This is a genomic window from Streptomyces sp. NPDC096079 (assembly GCF_040303145.1).
GTDB lineage: Bacteria > Actinomycetota > Actinomycetes > Streptomycetales > Streptomycetaceae > Streptomyces.
Window position 1 is genome coordinate 282,967 of the sequence record NZ_JBEOST010000007.1, and the last position, 16,333, is coordinate 299,299.

17 protein-coding genes are annotated in these 16,333 nt (G+C 71.5%); 6 read left to right on the forward strand and 11 right to left on the reverse strand.

Annotation, left to right across the window (positions count from 1 at the left end):
* Positions 1-201 precede the first annotated feature (201 nt).
* A complete protein-coding gene (locus tag ABTY59_RS17555) occupies positions 202-849 on the forward strand; it encodes a TetR family transcriptional regulator (RefSeq protein WP_041129739.1) in 648 nt (215 codons plus the stop codon).
* Positions 850-983: 134 nt separating this feature from the next.
* On the opposite strand, the gene ABTY59_RS17560 is transcribed toward ABTY59_RS17555, so the two are convergent.
* The gene (locus ABTY59_RS17560; RefSeq protein WP_352019839.1) at positions 984-1,454 is read right to left on the reverse strand and encodes a nitroreductase/quinone reductase family protein; all 471 of its coding nucleotides are present in this window, start codon (positions 1,452-1,454) and stop codon (positions 984-986) included.
* Positions 1,455-2,636, reverse strand: coding sequence for an acyl-CoA dehydrogenase family protein (locus ABTY59_RS17565; RefSeq protein ID WP_352019840.1), 1,182 nt, complete (start codon positions 2,634-2,636; stop codon positions 1,455-1,457).
* Positions 2,637-2,742: 106 nt separating this feature from the next.
* Between ABTY59_RS17565 and ABTY59_RS17570 the strand changes: the two genes are divergently transcribed.
* From ABTY59_RS17570 to ABTY59_RS17580, 3 genes are all read left to right on the forward strand, one after another.
* Positions 2,743-3,906, forward strand: coding sequence for a thiolase C-terminal domain-containing protein (locus tag ABTY59_RS17570; protein ID WP_352019841.1), 1,164 nt, complete (start codon positions 2,743-2,745; stop codon positions 3,904-3,906).
* Between the two features lie 110 nt (positions 3,907-4,016).
* The gene (locus tag ABTY59_RS17575; protein ID WP_352019842.1) at positions 4,017-5,276 is read left to right on the forward strand and encodes an FAD-dependent monooxygenase; all 1,260 of its coding nucleotides are present in this window, start codon (positions 4,017-4,019) and stop codon (positions 5,274-5,276) included.
* Positions 5,273-5,929 (forward strand): pyridoxine/pyridoxamine 5'-phosphate oxidase, encoded by a 657-nt coding sequence (locus ABTY59_RS17580; RefSeq protein ID WP_352019843.1) that lies wholly within the window; start codon positions 5,273-5,275, stop codon positions 5,927-5,929. Before ABTY59_RS17575 ends, ABTY59_RS17580 begins: the two co-directional genes overlap by 4 nt.
* A gap of 3 nt (positions 5,930-5,932) precedes the next feature.
* Here the strand turns inward: ABTY59_RS17580 and ABTY59_RS17585 are convergent, their stop codons facing one another.
* From ABTY59_RS17585 to ABTY59_RS17600, 4 genes are all read right to left on the reverse strand, one after another.
* Positions 5,933-7,813 (reverse strand): AMP-dependent synthetase/ligase, encoded by a 1,881-nt coding sequence (locus tag ABTY59_RS17585; protein ID WP_502995378.1) that lies wholly within the window; start codon positions 7,811-7,813, stop codon positions 5,933-5,935.
* A 99-nt stretch (positions 7,814-7,912) separates the two neighbouring features.
* Complete coding sequence (locus ABTY59_RS17590) at positions 7,913-8,545, reverse strand: TetR/AcrR family transcriptional regulator (RefSeq protein ID WP_352019844.1); 633 nt, start codon at positions 8,543-8,545, stop codon at positions 7,913-7,915.
* A gap of 101 nt (positions 8,546-8,646) precedes the next feature.
* Positions 8,647-9,987: a dicarboxylate/amino acid:cation symporter gene (locus tag ABTY59_RS17595; protein ID WP_352019845.1), complete on the reverse strand. Its 1,341-nt coding sequence runs from the start codon at positions 9,985-9,987 to the stop codon at positions 8,647-8,649.
* Positions 9,988-10,344: 357 nt separating this feature from the next.
* Positions 10,345-10,611, reverse strand: coding sequence for a DUF4229 domain-containing protein (locus ABTY59_RS17600; protein WP_352019846.1), 267 nt, complete (start codon positions 10,609-10,611; stop codon positions 10,345-10,347).
* A 135-nt stretch (positions 10,612-10,746) separates the two neighbouring features.
* Here ABTY59_RS17600 and ABTY59_RS17605 point away from each other — a divergent pair, with 135 nt between their 5' ends.
* Entirely contained in the window at positions 10,747-11,280 is a 534-nt protein-coding gene (locus tag ABTY59_RS17605) for a GNAT family N-acetyltransferase (protein WP_352019847.1), read from the forward strand.
* Between the two features lie 57 nt (positions 11,281-11,337).
* Here the strand turns inward: ABTY59_RS17605 and mqnE are convergent, their stop codons facing one another.
* Together mqnE and ABTY59_RS17615 are read right to left on the reverse strand one after the other, a co-directional pair.
* The gene (mqnE, locus tag ABTY59_RS17610; protein ID WP_352019848.1) at positions 11,338-12,501 is read right to left on the reverse strand and encodes an aminofutalosine synthase MqnE; all 1,164 of its coding nucleotides are present in this window, start codon (positions 12,499-12,501) and stop codon (positions 11,338-11,340) included.
* Positions 12,502-12,550: 49 nt separating this feature from the next.
* Entirely contained in the window at positions 12,551-13,006 is a 456-nt protein-coding gene (locus tag ABTY59_RS17615; protein ID WP_017241016.1) for an Lrp/AsnC family transcriptional regulator, read from the reverse strand.
* A 113-nt stretch (positions 13,007-13,119) separates the two neighbouring features.
* Here ABTY59_RS17615 and ABTY59_RS17620 point away from each other — a divergent pair, with 113 nt between their 5' ends.
* Entirely contained in the window at positions 13,120-13,257 is a 138-nt protein-coding gene (locus ABTY59_RS17620) for a hypothetical protein (RefSeq protein ID WP_329853089.1), read from the forward strand.
* On the opposite strand, the gene ABTY59_RS17625 is transcribed toward ABTY59_RS17620, so the two are convergent.
* Genes ABTY59_RS17625 through ABTY59_RS17635 form a run of 3 tightly spaced genes read right to left on the reverse strand, consistent with a single transcriptional unit; the run spans position 13,254 to position 16,304 of the window.
* The gene (locus ABTY59_RS17625) at positions 13,254-13,922 is read right to left on the reverse strand and encodes a UbiX family flavin prenyltransferase (protein WP_352019849.1); all 669 of its coding nucleotides are present in this window, start codon (positions 13,920-13,922) and stop codon (positions 13,254-13,256) included. The two genes, ABTY59_RS17620 and ABTY59_RS17625, sit on opposite strands and share 4 nt — an antisense overlap.
* 31 nt (positions 13,923-13,953) lie before the next feature.
* Entirely contained in the window at positions 13,954-14,856 is a 903-nt protein-coding gene (gene mqnP / locus ABTY59_RS17630; protein WP_352019850.1) for a menaquinone biosynthesis prenyltransferase MqnP, read from the reverse strand.
* On the reverse strand, positions 14,853-16,304 hold the full coding sequence (locus tag ABTY59_RS17635; RefSeq protein WP_352019851.1) for a menaquinone biosynthesis decarboxylase: 1,452 nt from the start codon (positions 16,302-16,304) through the stop codon (positions 14,853-14,855). Before ABTY59_RS17635 ends, mqnP begins: the two co-directional genes overlap by 4 nt.
* Positions 16,305-16,333: the final 29 nt, after the last annotated feature.

The window sequence follows — 16,333 nt, forward strand, 5'->3', positions numbered from 1 at the left end:
GCGCTTGAGTTGTCCACCGAAGTTGTCCACAGGCTGTTCATAAGCCTATTCGGGTACGGGGATCCCCAGGCCGGTCCCGAAGTGGCTCGAACCCGCCCCCGCACTCCCCGGCCGCACCCGCGCCGACCTCGCAGAACAGGCGTGCACCCCATTTGCACTCGGCCGAATCGCGCGCTGATCGCCCCTCGGTAAGCTGACGGCATGACAGGACAAGTACGCACCGTCGACGGCCGCGTGGCCGGACGACGCGGCCAGGCGACGCGGCAGAAGCTGCTCGACTGCCTCGGTGAGATGCTCAGCTCCTCGCCCTACCGGGACGTCAAGGTCATCGATGTGGCCCGGAAGGCGGGTACTTCACCCGCGACGTTCTATCAGTACTTCCCGGACGTCGAGGGAGCGGTCCTCGAGATCGCGGAGGAAATGGCCAAGGAGGGCGCCGCGTTGACCGAGCTGGTCTCCGGCCGCTCCTGGGTCGGCAAGGCCGGCTGGCAGACCTCGGAGGAACTCGTCGAGGGCTTCCTGGACTTCTGGCGGAAGCACGACGCGATCCTGCGGGTCGTGGACCTCGGCGCCGCCGAGGGCGACAAGCGGTTCTACAAGATCCGCATGAAGATCCTGAACTCGGTCACCAACTCCCTGACGGACGCGGTGAAGGAGCTCCAGGCCAAGGGCAAGGTCGACAAGGACGTCAGCCCCGCCGCGATGGCCGGCTCCCTGGTGGCGATGCTGGCCTCGGTCGCCGGCCACCAGAAGGGCTTCCAGACCTGGGGCGTGAAGCAGGCCGAACTCAAGCCGAACCTCGCCCTGTTGGTGCATCTGGGCATCACCGGCAAGAAGCCGACCAGATAGCCCCGCCCCACCCTTCACCCGTCCTGTCGTCGACGCCGGCGGCGGCCCGCCCCCACGGACCGCCGTCGGCGTCGCCGTGTCCCGGCACGACGGCGCGCGGAGGCCTGCCTTTCGGCGCGAAGGGGCAGCGGCCCCTACCGCCGGGTGAGCCGGAAGAGCCGGATCTCGCGCTCGATCCGCGCCTGGTACGTGGCGTACGGCGGCCAGAACTCCAGCGCCGCCCGCCAGGCCGCCGCCCGCTCCTCCCCCGCGAGGAGTTCCGCCCGTACGGGTACGTCCTCGCCCCGCCAGTTGACCTCGACGTCCGGGTGGGCGAGCAGGTTCGCCGTCCAGGCCGGGTGCCCCGGCCGGCCGAAGTTGGAGCCGACGAGGAGCCAGCGGCCGTCCCCCTCCGGCATGCAGGCCAGCGGCGTGATCCGGGGCACCCCGCTCCTCGCGCCCTTGGCGGTCAGGATCACCCCGGGCAGCATCCGTGCGCTGAGCAGCACCTTTCCCCCGGTCAGCCGGTGCACGGCCCGGTCCATGGCCGGGATGAGGTGCGGGGCGACCTTGGCGAAGGTCCGGGTCGAGGACACCTTCTGGACGAGCGTGCGTCCCATGGACATCTACGCCGCCTCCTCTCCGGGGATTCCGGTGCGTTCCGCGGCCCGGGCGCGCAGCCGCCGGGCGGGGCCGAAGAGCAGTTCGTCGGAGGCGGCCCGCCGGAAGGAGAGCTCGTCCCGGCCGTCGCCGCCGTGGAGCTGGAGGACCTCCCCCGCGGCGGCGCGCAGGGCCTCCAGGGCGTGGGCGAGGGCGAGCGGTCCGCCGTCGGGCCCTGGCCCGGGTGCGCGGGCCGCGCAGTACGTCAGCGAGCGGGCGGCCTCGACCTGGACGTACAGCTCGGCGAGGCGGTGCCGGGCGGCGTGGAGGGAGCCGTCGGCGGGCCGGGCGGACCGCTCGCGGGAGCCGAGGCGCTCGACCGCGCGGTCGAGGGCGGCCGCGGCGGCCCCGACCGCCTCGGCGGCGAGCATCACGGCGGCGTCGCGGCCGGTGGCGGCCAGGGCGCCGAGGACGTCGGAGGGCTCCTCGCCGAGGAGTTCGGCCGCGGTGTCCCGGAACTGCACGGTGGCCCGGGTCCGGGTGGGGTCGAGGGCGGCTTCCCTGGCCCGTACGAGCCCTTCGGCGTCCGCGGGGACGAGGAAGAGGAGGGTCCGACTGCGGGCGAAGCCGCCGGTGTGGGCGGCGACGAGGAGGAGCCCCGCGCTGTGCCCGTCGATGACCTGGGCGGCCTCGCCGTAGAGGCGCCAGCCGCCGTCCGTGGCGCGCGCGGCCTGGACGCCGCCGGACCGGCCGCCGCCGGACCAGTCGCCCGCGGCGTTGTCGCCGGTGAGGCCGAGGGCGTGGGCGAGGCCGGCGGGTGCGGCGAGGGCGCAGGTGAGGCCGCCGTCCGCGACGCGCGGGAGGAGTGCGGTGCGCTGGGCCGGGGTGCCGAGGGCGGCGAGGAGCGGCGCGGCGAGGACGGTGGTGGCGAGGAGCGGGGAGGGCGCGAGGGCGCGGCCGGTCTCCTCGCAGACGGGGGCGAGGGCGGCGGGGCCCCGGCCGGCGCCTCCGTACCGCTCGGGGAGGGTGAGTCCGGCGAGCCCGAGGGCGCCGGTCATTCGGGCCCAGAGCGCGCTGTCGTACCCCTCGGGGCCGGCGGTGTCCGCGCGGTCGGCGAGCAGGGCCCGCAGGGCACCGCGGATCTCCTCCGGCGGTGTGGCGGGCGGGTCCGTCGGCGGGGCGCTGCGCGCGGCGGCATCGGCGTCCATGGAACTCCCTCCTTATCTGACGGTGCGTCATGTTAGGCCGGTGCGGGGCCGGTTGCCCAGAGAGGCGCCGGTCCCGATTCGGCTGATCTGATGTACCGTCAGATTCATGCCCACCACCACACGCAGCGCCCGCCGCGTCGCCGTCGTCGGCGTCTCCCTCTCCGACTGCGGCCGGGTCGACGAGGCCACCCCCTACGCCCTGCACGCCCAGGCCGCCCGCCGCGCCCTCGCGGACAGCGGACTCGACCGCTCGCTGATCGACGGCCTCGCCTCCGCGGGCCTCGGCACGCTCGCCCCCGTCGAGGTCGCCGAGTACCTGGGGCTTCGCCCCCGCTGGGTGGACTCGACCGCCGTCGGCGGCGCCACCTGGGAGGTCATGGCCGCGCACGCCGCCGACGCGATCGCCGCCGGGCACGCGAACGCGGTCCTGCTCGTGTACGGCTCCACCGCCCGCGCCGACATCCGGGCCCGGCGCCGCACCGCGAACCTCTCCTTCGGCGCGCGCGGCCCGCTCCAGTTCGAGGTGCCGTACGGGCACACCCTGATCGCCAAGTACGCGATGGCCGCCCGCCGTCACATGCACGCGTACGGCACGACCCTGGAGCAGCTCGCGGAGGTCGCCGTCCGGGCGCGGGCGAACGCGGCGCTCAACCCGGAGGCGATGTTCCGCGAGCCGATCACCGTCGACGACGTCCTGGACGGCCCGATGATCGCGGACCCGTTCACCAAGCTGCACTGCTGCATCCGCAGCGACGGCGGCTGCGCGGTGCTGCTGGTGGCCGAGGAGTACGTCCAGGACTGCCGCACGGCCCCGGTGTGGGTGCTCGGCACGGGGGAGCACGTCTCGCACACCACGATGTCGGAGTGGGAGGACTTCACGGTCTCTCCGGCGGCCGTCAGCGGCCGGCTCGCCTTCGAGCGGGCGGGCGTGCGGCCCGCGGACATCGAGGTGGCGGAGATCTACGACGCCTTCACCTACATGACGCTGGTGACCCTGGAGGACCTGGGCTTCTGCGCGAAGGGCGAGGGCGGGGCGTTCGTCCAGGAGAAGGACGGGCTGCCGGTGAACACCGACGGCGGCGGGCTCTCGGCCTGCCATCCGGGGATGCGGGGCCTGTTCCTGCTGGTGGAGGCGGTGCGGCAGCTGCGCGGGGAGGCGCCGGGGCTCCAGGTGCGCCGCCCGGACGGTTCCCTGCCGGAGCTGGCGGTGGCCTCGGGGACGGGGGGCTGGTTCTGCTCCTCGGGGACGGTGGTGCTCGGCCGGTCGTAGCCCCCGCCGAGAAATCTATACAAGCGTCATAGACAAGCGTGTAGGACATCCGTATAGTCATGTCCGCGGGCAGGGGAACAGCCCGCAGACACCCGACAAGGAGTCCTGCCATGACGCTCAACGCCACGACCGGCACCCCGAAGACCGCCAAGACCGTCCTGATCTCCGGCGCCTCGATCGCGGGCCCCGCCCTCGCCCTCTGGCTGCACCGCCACGGCTTCGTCCCCACCGTCGTCGAGCGCGCCCCCGAACTCCGCACCGGCGGCTACAAGGTGGACATCCGCGGCACCGCGATCGAGGTCTGCCGCCGGATGGGCGTCCTCGACGAGATCCGCGCCCACTCCACGGACATGCGCGGCGGTTCGTACGTCGACGACGCCGGCCGCACCATCGGCGAACTGCCCGCCGACATCTTCGGCGGCCGCGTCGAGGAGGACGACGAGATCATGCGCGGCGAACTCGCCCGCATCCTGTACGACCGGACCCGCGAGGACGTCGAGTACGTCTTCGGCGACTCGATCGCCGCGCTGGCGGAGGACGCCGACGGCGTCACCGTCACCTTCGAGAGCGGCACCGTCCGCCGCTTCGACCTGGTCGTCGGCGCCGACGGACTCCACTCGAACACCCGGAGGCTCGCCTTCGGCCCCGAGGAGCGGTTCAAGCGCCACCTCGGCGCGTACATCTCCATCTTCAGCGCGCCCAACCACCTCGGCCTCGACCGCTGGGAGACCTACCACGCGCTCCCCGGGAAGCTGACCTGCGTCTACAGCTCCGCCGGCGAGACCGACGCCAAGAACCTCTTCGTCTTCTCCTCCTCCCAGGAGCAGCCCGATCACCGCGACACCGCGGCCCAGAAGCGCTTCCTCGCCCGCACGTTCCAGGGCGACGGCTGGGAGATCCCGCGCCTGCTCGGGCACGCCGCCGAGGCCGACGACTTCTACCTCGACTCCATCGCCCTCGTGGAGATGGACCACTGGTCCACCGGCCGGGTCGTGCTGCTCGGCGACGCCGCCCACTGCACCTCCCCCGCCTCCGGCCAGGGCACGGGCCTCGCCCTCATCGGCGCGTACATCCTGGCGGGCGAGCTCGCCCGGGCGGGCGGCGACCACACCGTCGCCTTCGCCCGCTACGAGGAGCGGATGCGGCCCGGCGTGGAACGCAACCAGAGGATGGCCGAGCGCTTCGTCAAGGAGATGGTCGTCGACCGGAAGTGGAAGATCACCCTGCGCATGCTCATGGTGCGGACCCTGCCGAAGACCCCGTGGAAGAACCTCATCGCGAAGAAGATCCGCGACGAGATCCAGGCCACGGCGAACGCCGTCCCGATCGAGGACCACGCCACCGCCGGACGCCCTACCGTGGCCGCATGACCGACTTCCACCGCGCCCTCCGCTCCCTCCGGGTCTGGGACACCGCACTGCCGTCCTTCGACCCGGCGAGCGCCCCGCCCGAGCCGCTCCCCCTCTTCCACGACTGGTTCACGGCGGCGGTCGCGGCCGGCCAGACCGAGCCGCACACGCTCTCCCTGGCCACCGCGGACGAGGACGGCAGGCCCGACGTCCGCACGGTGATGCTGCACGACGCCGACGCCCGGGGCTGGCACTTCGCCTCGCACGCCACCAGCGCCAAGGGCCGCCAGCTCGCCGCCCGCCCCGAGGCCGCGCTCGGCTTCTACTGGCCGGTCCAGGGCCGCCAGGTCCGGATCCGGGGCCACGTCACCACCGGCACCCCCGAGGAGGCGTACGAGGACCTCCACGCCCGCACCACCGGCGCCCTCGCCGCGGCGCTCGTGGGCCGGCAGAGCGAGGTCCTCGACTCCCCCGGAGCCCTCGCCGAGGCGAGCGAGGCGGCCTGGCACCGTGCCGAGACGGAGCCGGACGCCCCCGCCCCCACCTGGACCCTGTACGTCGTCGAACCGGCGGAGGTGGAGTTCTTCCAGGGCGACGCCCGCCGCCGCCACCTCCGCCTCCGCTACCGCCGCACGACGGCCGGGGACTGGACCCGCGAACTCCTGTGGCCGTGAGCCCTATTCGGCCCCGGAGCCGTACATCTCCTCGACGTCCCGGGCGAAGTCCCGCAGCACCGCCCGCCGTTTGAGCTTCAGGGACGGCGTCAGATGCCCGGAGGCCTCCGTGAACTCGGTGGCCAGGACCCGGAAGGCCCGGATCGACTCGGCCCGCGAGACCAGCCGGTTGGCGTCGTCCACCCCGCGCTGGAGTGCGGCGAGCAGCTCGGGGTCCCGGGCCAGCTCCCAGAGCGCCAGATGCTCCTTGTGGCGCATCCGCCGCCAGTGCGTCAGGCCCTCGTGGTCCAGGGTGACCAGCGCCGTGACGTACGGACGGTCGTCGCCGACCACCATGCACTGGCCGACCAGGGGGTGGGCGCGCAGCCAGTCCTCCAGCGGGGCGGGGGCCACGTTCTTGCCCGCCGAGGTGATGAGGATGTCCTTCTTCCGCCCGGTGATCCGCAGATAGCCGTCGTCGTCGAGCGAGCCCAGGTCCCCGGTGGGGAACCAGCCGCCGTCGGTGTACGGCAGGGCCGTCCCGCGCTGCGCGTCCCAGTAGCCGGCGAAGACGTGGCCGCCCCTGAGCCAGACCTCGCCGTCGTCGGCGATCCGGACGGCCGTGCCCGGCAGCGGCCAGCCGACGGTGCCGGTGCGCGGCCGGCGCGGCGGGGTGACCGTGGCGGCCGCCGTGGTCTCCGTCAGGCCGTACCCCTCGAAGACCTCGACGCCGGCGCCCGCGAAGAACTCGGCGAGCCGGGCGCCGAGCGGGGAGCCGCCGCAGATCACGTACCTCACCCGGCCGCCGAGCGCGGCCCGGATCCGCCGGTAGACGAGCGGGTCGTAGAGCGCCCGCGCGGCCCGCAGGGGGAGCGAGGGCGAGGCCGCCGCCCCGTACCGGCGGGCGACCCGCGCGGCCCGGTCGAAGACGGCGGCCCTCCCGCCGCTCTCGGCGGTGGCGCGGGCCTTGTTGAAGACCTTCTCCAGGACGTACGGGATGGCGAGGAGGAAGGTGGGCCGGAAGGCGGCCAGGTCGGTGAGGAGCTCCTCGCCCTCGACGGACGGCGCGTGGCCGACCCGGACGCGGGCGCGGACGCAGCCGACGGCGACCATCCGCCCGAAGACGTGGGACAGCGGCAGGAAGAGGAGGGTGGCGGCGGGCTCCTTGCTCTCCGAGACGAAGACGGGGTGGAGGAGCCGGACGGCGTTGTCGACCTCGGCGAAGAAGTTGGCGTGGGTGAGGGCGCAGCCCTTCGGCCGGCCGGTGGTGCCGGAGGTGTAGATGAGGGTGGCGAGGGCCGCCGGCGTGAGCAGCCCCCGGCGGGCGGTGACGGCCTCGTCGGCGACCCGCGCGCCCGCCGCGCGGAGCTGGTCGACGGCGCCGGAGCCGAGGACCCAGAGGTGGGCGAGGCCGGGGAGCTGCCGCCGTTCGGCGGAGACGAGCCGTGCCTGCTCGGCGTCCTCGACGAAGCAGCCCGCCGCCCCGGAGTCCTGGAGGATCCAGCGGGTCTGGAAGGCGGAGGAGGTGGGGTAGACGGGGACGGTGACGAGCCCGGCGGCCCAGGCGGCGAAGTCGATCAGGGTCCACTCGTAGGTGGTGCGGGCCATGAGGGCGAGCCGGTCGCCGGGGCGCAGGCCGGCGGCGATGAGGCCCTTGGCGACGGAGTGCACCTCGGCGGCGAAGCGGGAGGCGGTGACGTCCTGCCAGACCCCGTGCGCGTCCTTGCGGGAGAAGAGGACGGCCCCGGGGTCCTGCCGGGCGTTGTCGTACGGCAGGTCGGCGAGCGAGCCGCGGGCCACCCGGGGGACGAGGGCGGGCACGGAGACCTCCCGCACCCGCCCGTCCACCACGACCTTGTGCGGCTCGACCGGCTCGGTCGCGGATGCGGCGGTGACGACGGACACGTGCGGCTCCTCGGTCTGCGCGATGAACTGAGGTCGTGCGTCGGTACGTTGAGCCCTGCGGTCCTTTGACCAGTCGGTAACCTTACTGCGCGGTAAGGCTCATCGGGGAGACCAGCGCTCGCTTTTCATGAGGTTTCCGAGCCCGGCCCAGGCGAAGTTCATCAGCGTCGCGGCGGCCTCCTTAGCCGTCACCCCGGGGGTCTCGTTCGCCCAGCTGGCCAGGGACTCGGCGGACCCCACGAGCGCCTGCGCGAGCGCGTCCACGTCCCGCGGGCCGATGCCCACGCCGTCCGCGGCCTCCGCGATGAGCCCGGCGACGAAGCCCACGATCTCGTCCCGCATCCGCGCCGCCTCCCCGGCGAACGGCTCCCCCTGCGTCCGCGCCTGCCGGCTCAGCACCACCCAGGAGTCCGGGTGCTCGGCGGCGTGCGTGAAGAAGGCGAGCAGCCCCGCCCAGAGCCGCTCGTCGGGCGGCACCGCGGGCCCCCCGACGCCGGCGGCGACGGCCCCGAGCAGGGCCTCGGCCTCACGCCGGATCACCGCGGTGAACAGCTCCTCCTTGGAGCCCAGATACAGATAGACCAGCGGTTTGGAGACCCCGGCCAGCTCGGCGATCTCGTCCATGGACACCGCCTGGTACCCGTGCCGGGCGAAGCTCCGCACGGCCGCGTCCACCATCTGCCGTTCCCGCACGACCCGCGGCAACCGCCGCGCCTTCGCCCCATCGGCCATGGCGCCCACCCCTGCTTCCAAGATCCATTGGATGCCCCGCGAAAGCGTACGCGCCCCCTGCCCGGACGGGGGCAGGGGGCGCGTACGCGGTGCGGGGGGGGTCAGGCGGCCGCGGTGACCGCGACCTTCTGGTCCTGCTCGCCGATCTCGACCAGGTCGTCGATCGGGGAGGAGGAGGCGTTCCCGTACGCGGTGTGGTCGAGGATCTTCTCGCGGGCGGAGACGATCACCGGGACCAGCGCCTGGCCCGCCACGTTGGTGGCCGTGCGCATCATGTCCAGGATCGGGTCGATCGCCATCAGGAGGCCGACGCCCTCCAGGGGGAGGCCCAGGGTGGAGAGGGTCAGGGTGAGCATGACCGTCGCGCCGGTGAGGCCGGCGGTGGCCGCCGAGCCGATGACCGAGACGAAGGCGATCAGCAGGTAGTCGCCGATGCCGAGCTGCACGTCGAAGATCTGCGCGATGAAGATCGCGGCGAGCGCCGGGTAGATCGCGGCGCAGCCGTCCATCTTGGTGGTGGCGCCGAACGGGACGGCGAAGGAGGCGTACTCCTTCGGGACGCCGAGGCGCTCGGTGACCTTCTGGGTGACCGGCATGGTGCCGACCGAGGAGCGGGAGACGAAGGCCAGCTGGATGGCCGGCCAGGCGCCCTTGTAGAACTGGAGCGGGTTGAGCTTGGCGACCGTGGCGAGCAGCGTCGGGTAGACAACGAAGAGGACCAGGGCGCAGCCGACGTAGATGTCGGCGGTGAAGGTCGCGTACTTGCCGATGAGGTCCCAGCCGTAGTCGGCGATGGCGAAGCCGATGAGGCCGACGGTGCCGAGCGGGGCGAGGCGGATGACCCACCACAGGGCCTTCTGGAGGAGCTCCAGGATCGACTCGGAGAGGGTGAGGATCGGCTTGGCGCGGTCGCCGAGCTTGAGGGCGGCGATGCCGGCGACGGCGGCCATGAAGACGATCTGGAGGACGTTCAGCTCGGTGAAGGGCGTGATGACGTCCGTCGGGATGATTCCGGTGAGGAAGTCGATCCAGGAGCCCTCGTGCTTGGGGAGCTTGCCGTCCTTCGGCGTGAGGCCGGTGCCGGCGCCCGGGTTGGTGATCAGGCCGATCGCGAGGCCGATGCCGACCGCGATCAGCGAGGTGATCATGAACCAGAGCAGGGTGCGGGTGGCGAGCCGGGCGGCGTTGTTCACCTTCCGCAGGTTGGTGATCGAGACCAGGATCGCGAAGAAGACGAGCGGGGCGACGGCCAGCTTGAGCAGCTGGACGAAGATGTCGCCGATCTGACCGAGGGTCTCCTTGAGCCAGGAGACGTCCTGGCTGCGGGCGACCCAGCCGAGCAGGGCGCCTAGGGCCAGACCGGCGACGATCTGGGCCCAGAAGGGGACCTTGGGTATGCGCGAGGAAGCCGGGGACTTCGTCTCGGACGCGGACGCGGACACAGGCACACTCCACAGGTGCGTATCGGGGGAATACGGGACGGGGGTGCGGCACACACGCGCTCGGGCGCGGGCCGCTGCATGATGCCGGATCAGAGCGCGCGGCAACAGACCGCGGACATACAGCGGCAGAGGTCGACGTGCAGGCGCGCCACGAGCGGGGTGCCCGCGGCGGGAGAGGTGCGCACTGCTGTCTTCATGTCGAACACGTTAACACTTGAACTTTGAGAACCTCAAAGCCATTCTTTGGGTCCGAAAGGCGCCCTTTCACCTCCGAAACGCAGAACACCCCAGGCCGGAGCCTTGGAAGGCCCTGCCCGGGGTGGAGTCTGTGAGGAAGCTTACGCAGCCCCTACACGGCTACAGCACGTCCTCCTGGGACCGGCTCGCGTCGAGGCGGCCCTTCGCGCGGTCGACCCTCGCCACGACCTCGGCGCTCGCCTCGTCGCGCACCTTGCGCAGGAGGACGAAGCTCAGCGGGGCGGAGACGACGATGGAGAGGACGAGGACCCAGAGCAGGTTCGAGTCGCCCAGGCCGCGCGGCAGCACGCCGGCGTAGACGAGACCCCACAGGGCGAGGAAGCACCCGGCGAAGATCCCGAGCCGCATCAGCGTGTAGCGGAGCATGTCAGTCCACTCTTCCGTTCCGAAAGATCCCAAAGTTCCCCTGAGGGACGAGCGTCCTCCAGTGAAGCACGCGGCGGACGGCGAGCCGGGACCGGGCCTCTTGAGCACGGTGCCGGTAATAGATAAACTTCCTACATGACCCTTACCTTCGAGGTGGACCCGGCAGTCGACCCCGCCCTGCGCGACGGCGTGCTCTCCCTCTGGGCCGACGTCTCCAACGCGGGCGGCGCCGTCGGCTTCGTACCCCCCGTGACCCCCGACGCGATACGCCCCGCGCTGCTCAAGCACCTCGTGGCGATGACCGAGGGCGGCACCCGCCTCCTCGTCGGCCGCGACGAGGAGGGCCGGGTCGCCGCCACCGCCTTCTTCACCTTCAACACCCACCCGCTGATGACCCACTGGGTGTGGCTCTACACGGTGATGGTCCACCCCCGGCACCAGGGGAAGGGGTACGGCCGCGACCTCATGGCCGCGGTCGAGCACACCGCCCGTACCGCCGAGGGCTTCGGGGCGGTCGAGGCGATCCGGCTGACCTGCCGGGGCGGCACCGGCGTCGACGGCTTCTACGCCAAGTCCGGCTACAAGGAGGTCGGCCGCGTCCCCGACGCGATCCGGGTCGCCCCCGGCGACGACCGCGACGACATCATCATGCTGCTGCCCCTGACGTGACCGGGGACGCACGAAGGGCCGGTGGGTGATCCCACCGGCCCTTCGTCCCGCCGTGCGTCAGAACCGCATCGCCTGCGGCGTCTCGCGCCGCTCCGCGTCCGGACCCGGGTACTCGCGGATGATCTCGTACCGCGTGTTCCGCTCGACCGGCCGGAAGCCCGCGTCACGGATCAGTTCGAGCAGGTCCTCGCGGCCCAGCTTGTTCGGCGTGCCGTAGTTGTCGGCGTCGTGCGTGATCTTGTACTCGACGACCGAGCCGTCCATGTCGTCGGCGCCGTGCTGGAGCGCCAGCTGCGCCGTCTGGACGCCGTGCATGACCCAGAAGACCTTGACGTGCGGCACGTTGTCGAAGAGCAGCCGGGAGACCGCGAAGGTCTTCAGGGCCTCGGCGCCGGTCGCCATGGTGGTGCGCGCCTGCAGCTTGTTGCGGACCTTGCCGTCCTGCATGTCGACGAAGTCGTGCTGGTAGCGCAGCGGGATGAAGACCTGGAAGCCGCCGGTCTCGTCCTGGAGCTCACGCAGCCGCAGCACGTGGTCCACGCGGTGGCGCGGCTCCTCGATGTGGCCGTAGAGCATGGTCGAGGGGGTCTTGAGCCCCTTCTCGTGGGCGAGCCGGTGGATCCGGGACCAGTCCTCCCAGTGGGTGCGGTGGTCCACGATGTGCTGCCGGACCTCCCAGTCGAAGATCTCGGCGCCGCCGCCGGTCAGCGACTCCAGGCCGGCCTCGATCAGCTCGTCGAGGATCTCGGAGGCGGAGAGGCCGGAGATCGTCTCGAAGTGGTGGATCTCGGTGGCCGTGAACGCCTTGAGGGAGACGTTCGGCAGGGCCTTCTTGAGCTCGGAGAGGGAGCGCGGGTAGTAGCGCCAGGGCAGGTTGGGGTGCAGCCCGTTGACGATGTGGAGCTCGGTGAGGTTCTCGTTCTCCATCGCCTTCGCGAGGCGCACGGCCTCCTCGATGCGCATGGTGTACGCGTCCTTCTCGCCCGGCTTGCGCTGGAAGGAGCAGTACGCGCAGGAGGCGGTGCAGACGTTGGTCATGTTCAGATGCCGGTTGACATTGAAGTGGACCACGTCGCCGTTCTTGCGGGTCCGGACCTCGTGGGCCAGACCGCCGAGCCAGGCGAGGTCGTCGGACTCGTACAGGGCGATGCCGTCCTCACGGCTCAGCCGCTCACCGTCCCGGACCTTCTGCTCAAGTTCGCGCTTGAGTCCCGCGTCCATGTACGGCCGCCTCCCTTATCTCCGATTTCACGCTCCGCCCACCGTACTCTCAGCCCTCTTCCGGCAGCTCCCCGACCCGGTTCTCCCACTTGGTGGAGAGCACGATCGTCGTACGGGTGCGGGAGACGCCCTTGGTGCCGGAGAGCCGGCGGATCGTCTTCTCCAGGCCGTCGACGTCGTTCGCGCGCACCTTGAGCATGAAGGAGTCGTCGCCGGCGATGAACCAGCAGTCCTCGATCTCGGCGAGGTCCTTGAGGCGGCGGGCCACGTCCTCGTGGTCGGCGGCGTCGGAGAGCGAGATGCCGATGAGGGCGGTGACGCCGAGGCCGAGCGAGGCGGCGTCGACGGTGGCGCGGTAGCCGGTGATGACCCCGGCGGCCTCAAGGCGGTTGATGCGGTCGGTGACGGAGGGGCCGGAGAGCCCGACGAGCCGGCCGAGCTCGGCGTACGAGGCACGGCCGTTCTCGCGCAGAGCCTGGATGAGCTGCCTGTCCACGGCGTCCATAGGTATGAAGCCTTCCATTGTCCAGCGATACCGCGAGTTTAGGTATAGAATCTAAGGTACACAGGGAAGACGCCCTGTGAATCTTTCAGCAGATCAAAGACGATCTTTCAGGAGTGGTGTTCACCGTGTACACGATCGAGATGGCCTACGCACGCATGCGCGAGCTGCAGGACCTGGCCAACCGCTCGCGTGCCCACCAGCCGACCGCCGCCTCGAAGCGCGCCGCGAAGAAGCACGCCAAGAAGCGCTAATCAGCACGGAGAGCCGCACCCAGCTCTCCTTCCCACCGGCGGTACAGCTGGTGCGGCACACCCGCCGCGTCCAGCACCCGCCCGGCGACGAAGTCCACCAGATCCTGGATGTGCGTCGCCCCCGCGTAGAACGCCGGAGAGGCGGGCAGCACCACTGCGCCCGCCTCGTCCAGCGCCACCATGTGCTTGAGCGTCTGTCCGTTCAGCGGGGTCTCCCGCACCGCGACCACCAGCGGACGCCGCTCCTTCAGCGTCACGCTCGCGACCCGCTGCAGCAGGTCCTTCGAGAGCCCGAGTGCCACTCCCGCCACCGCCGCGGTCGAGGCCGGCACCACCAGCATCCCCTTCGCCGGGTACGAACCGGAGGACGGTCCCGCCCCCAGGTCCCCGGCCGCCCAGTACCGCACGTCACCCGGCTCCACCGCGAAGGTGTCCGGCTTCCCGTCCGCGCCCCGCGCCAGCCAGGCCGCCAGGTCCTCGCGCCAGTGCGCGTCCCGGAACGAGATCCCCGTCTCGTCGAGCAGCGTCAGCCGCGAGGCCCGCGACACGACCAGGTCGACGCTCTCCCCCGCGTCCAGCAGCCCCCTCAGCACGGCGGCCGCGTACGGCGTACCCGACGCCCCGGAAACCCCCACGATCCAGGGGGTGCGCTTGCCGTCGTTCATGCCGTCGAGCCTATCCGTCCTCACACCGGGGCTACGGGGTGAGCCCGCGGACCAGCAGATCGAGCAGCGCGCACACGAACAGGCTGATCCCGATGAACCCGTTCGTCGTGAAGAACGCCCTGTTCAGCCGGGACAGGTCGTGCGGCTTCACGATCGTGTGCTCGTAGCAGAAGGCGACGACCACGATCACCAGACCGGCCCAGAAGAACAGACCCGCGTCCGTCAGCAGCGCGTACCAGACGAGCAGCCCCGTCGTCACGACCGCCGAGGCGCGGGCCCCCCACAGCGCGGCCGGCACACCGAAGCGGGCCGGGACGGACATGACGCCGTGCGCCCGGTCCGCCTGCACGTCCTGACAGGCGAAGATCAGGTCGAAGCCGCCGATCCACACGCCCACCGCGAGGCCCAGGACGACCGCGTCCCAGGACCACTCCCCCGTCACCGCGAGCCAGGCGCCGACCGGCCCGATGGACTGCGCGAGACCGAGGATCGCGTGCGGGAAGTTCGTGAACCGCTTCCCGTACGGATAGACCACCATCGGGATGACGGCGAGCGGCGCGAGCGCCAGGCACAACGGGTTCAGCAGGGCGGCGGCGCCCAGGAAGACGACGACCGCGATCCCGGCCCCGGTCCACGCCGAGCGCACCGACACCGCGCCGGTCACCAGCTCGCGCCCGGCCGTCCGCGGATTCCGCGCGTCGATCTCGCGGTCGATGATCCGGTTGCAGGCCATCGCGAAGGTCCGCAGACCCACCATGCAGACGGTCACGAGGAAGAGCGTCCACCAGTGGATGTTCCGGTCGAGCAGGAACATCGCGGTGAGCGAGGCGATGTAGGCGAAGGGCAGCGCGAAGACCGAGTGCTCGATCATCACGAGACGCAGGAACGCCTTGGTGCGCCCCGGCTGGGCGCCCGGAACCGCGGCCGTGGTCACAGCCCGTACTCCTTCCAGCGGCGGTCCACCAGGGCCGCCGTCGCCGGGTCCGACTCCACCATGTCCGGCCAGCCGCCGTCCCGGGTGTAGCCCTCCTCGGGCAGCTTCTTCGTGGCGTCGATGCCGGCCTTGCCGCCCCAGAACTGCTGGTAGGACGCGTGGTCGAGATGGTCGACCGGCCCCTCCACCACCGTCAGGTCCCGGGCGTAGTCGGTGTTCCCCAGCGCCCGCCAGGACACCTCGTGCAGGTCGTGCACGTCGCAGTCCTTGTCGACCACGATGATCAGCTTGGTCAGCGACATCATGTGCGCGCCCCAGATGGCGTGCATGACCTTCTGGGCGTGCTTCGGGTACTTCTTGTCGATCGAGACGATCGCGCAGTTGTGGAAGCCGCCCGACTCCGGCAGGTGGTAGTCGACGATGTCCGGGACGATGATCTTGAGGAGCGGCAGGAAGAAGCGCTCCGTCGCCCGGCCGAGCGGCCCGTCCTCCGTCGGCGGCCGGCCGACGACGATCGACTGGAGCAGCGGACGCTTCCGCATGGTGATGCAGTCGATCTTCAGGGCGGGGAAGGGCTCCTGCGGCGTGTAGAAGCCGGTGTGGTCGCCGAAGGGACCCTCCGGCAGCATCTCGCCGGGCTCCAGCCAGCCCTCGACGACGACCTCGGCGTTGGCCGGGACCTGGAGCGGGACGGTCTTGCAGTCGACCATCTCGATCCGCTTGCCCTGCACGAAGCCGGCGAAGAGGTACTCGTCGATGTCGCCCGGCAGCGGCGCCGTCGAGGCGTACGTGACGGCCGGCGGGCAGCCGAAGGCGATGGCGACCGGCAGCCGCTCGCCGCGCTCGGCGGCGACCGCGTAGTGGTTCCGGCTGTCCTTGTGGATCTGCCAGTGCATGCCGATGGTGCGCTTGTCGTGCCGCTGGAGCCGGTAGAGCCCCAGGTTCCGCACGCCGGTCTCGGGGTGCTTGGTGTGGGTGAGGCCCAGGTTGAAGAACGAGCCCCCGTCCTTGGGCCAGGTGAACAGCGCCGGGAGGAGGTCGAGGTCGACGTCGTCGCCGGTCAGCACCACCTCCTGGACCGGGGCGTCCTTCACCTTCTTCGGCGGCACGTGGACCATCGAGCCCAGCTTCCCGAAGGCCTCGCGGACCCCGACGAAGCCGTGCGGCAGCTCCGGCTTGAGGAGCCCGCCGATCTTCTCGCTGATCTCGCCGTACGACTTCAGGCCGAGGGCCTTGAGGAGGCGGCGGTCGGTGCCGAAGACGTTCATCGCGAGGGGCATCGAGGCGCCCTTGACGTTCTCGAAGAGAAGCGCAGGCCCTCCCGCCTTGTTCACCCGGTCGACGATCTCCCCGACCTCCAGGTACGGGTCGACTTCGGCCTTGATGCGCTTGAGGTCGCCTTCGCGCTCCAGGGCCCTGAGCAGCGAGCGGAGATCGTCGTAAGCCATAGGGGCAAGTATCCGCCACGGGCTAGGCT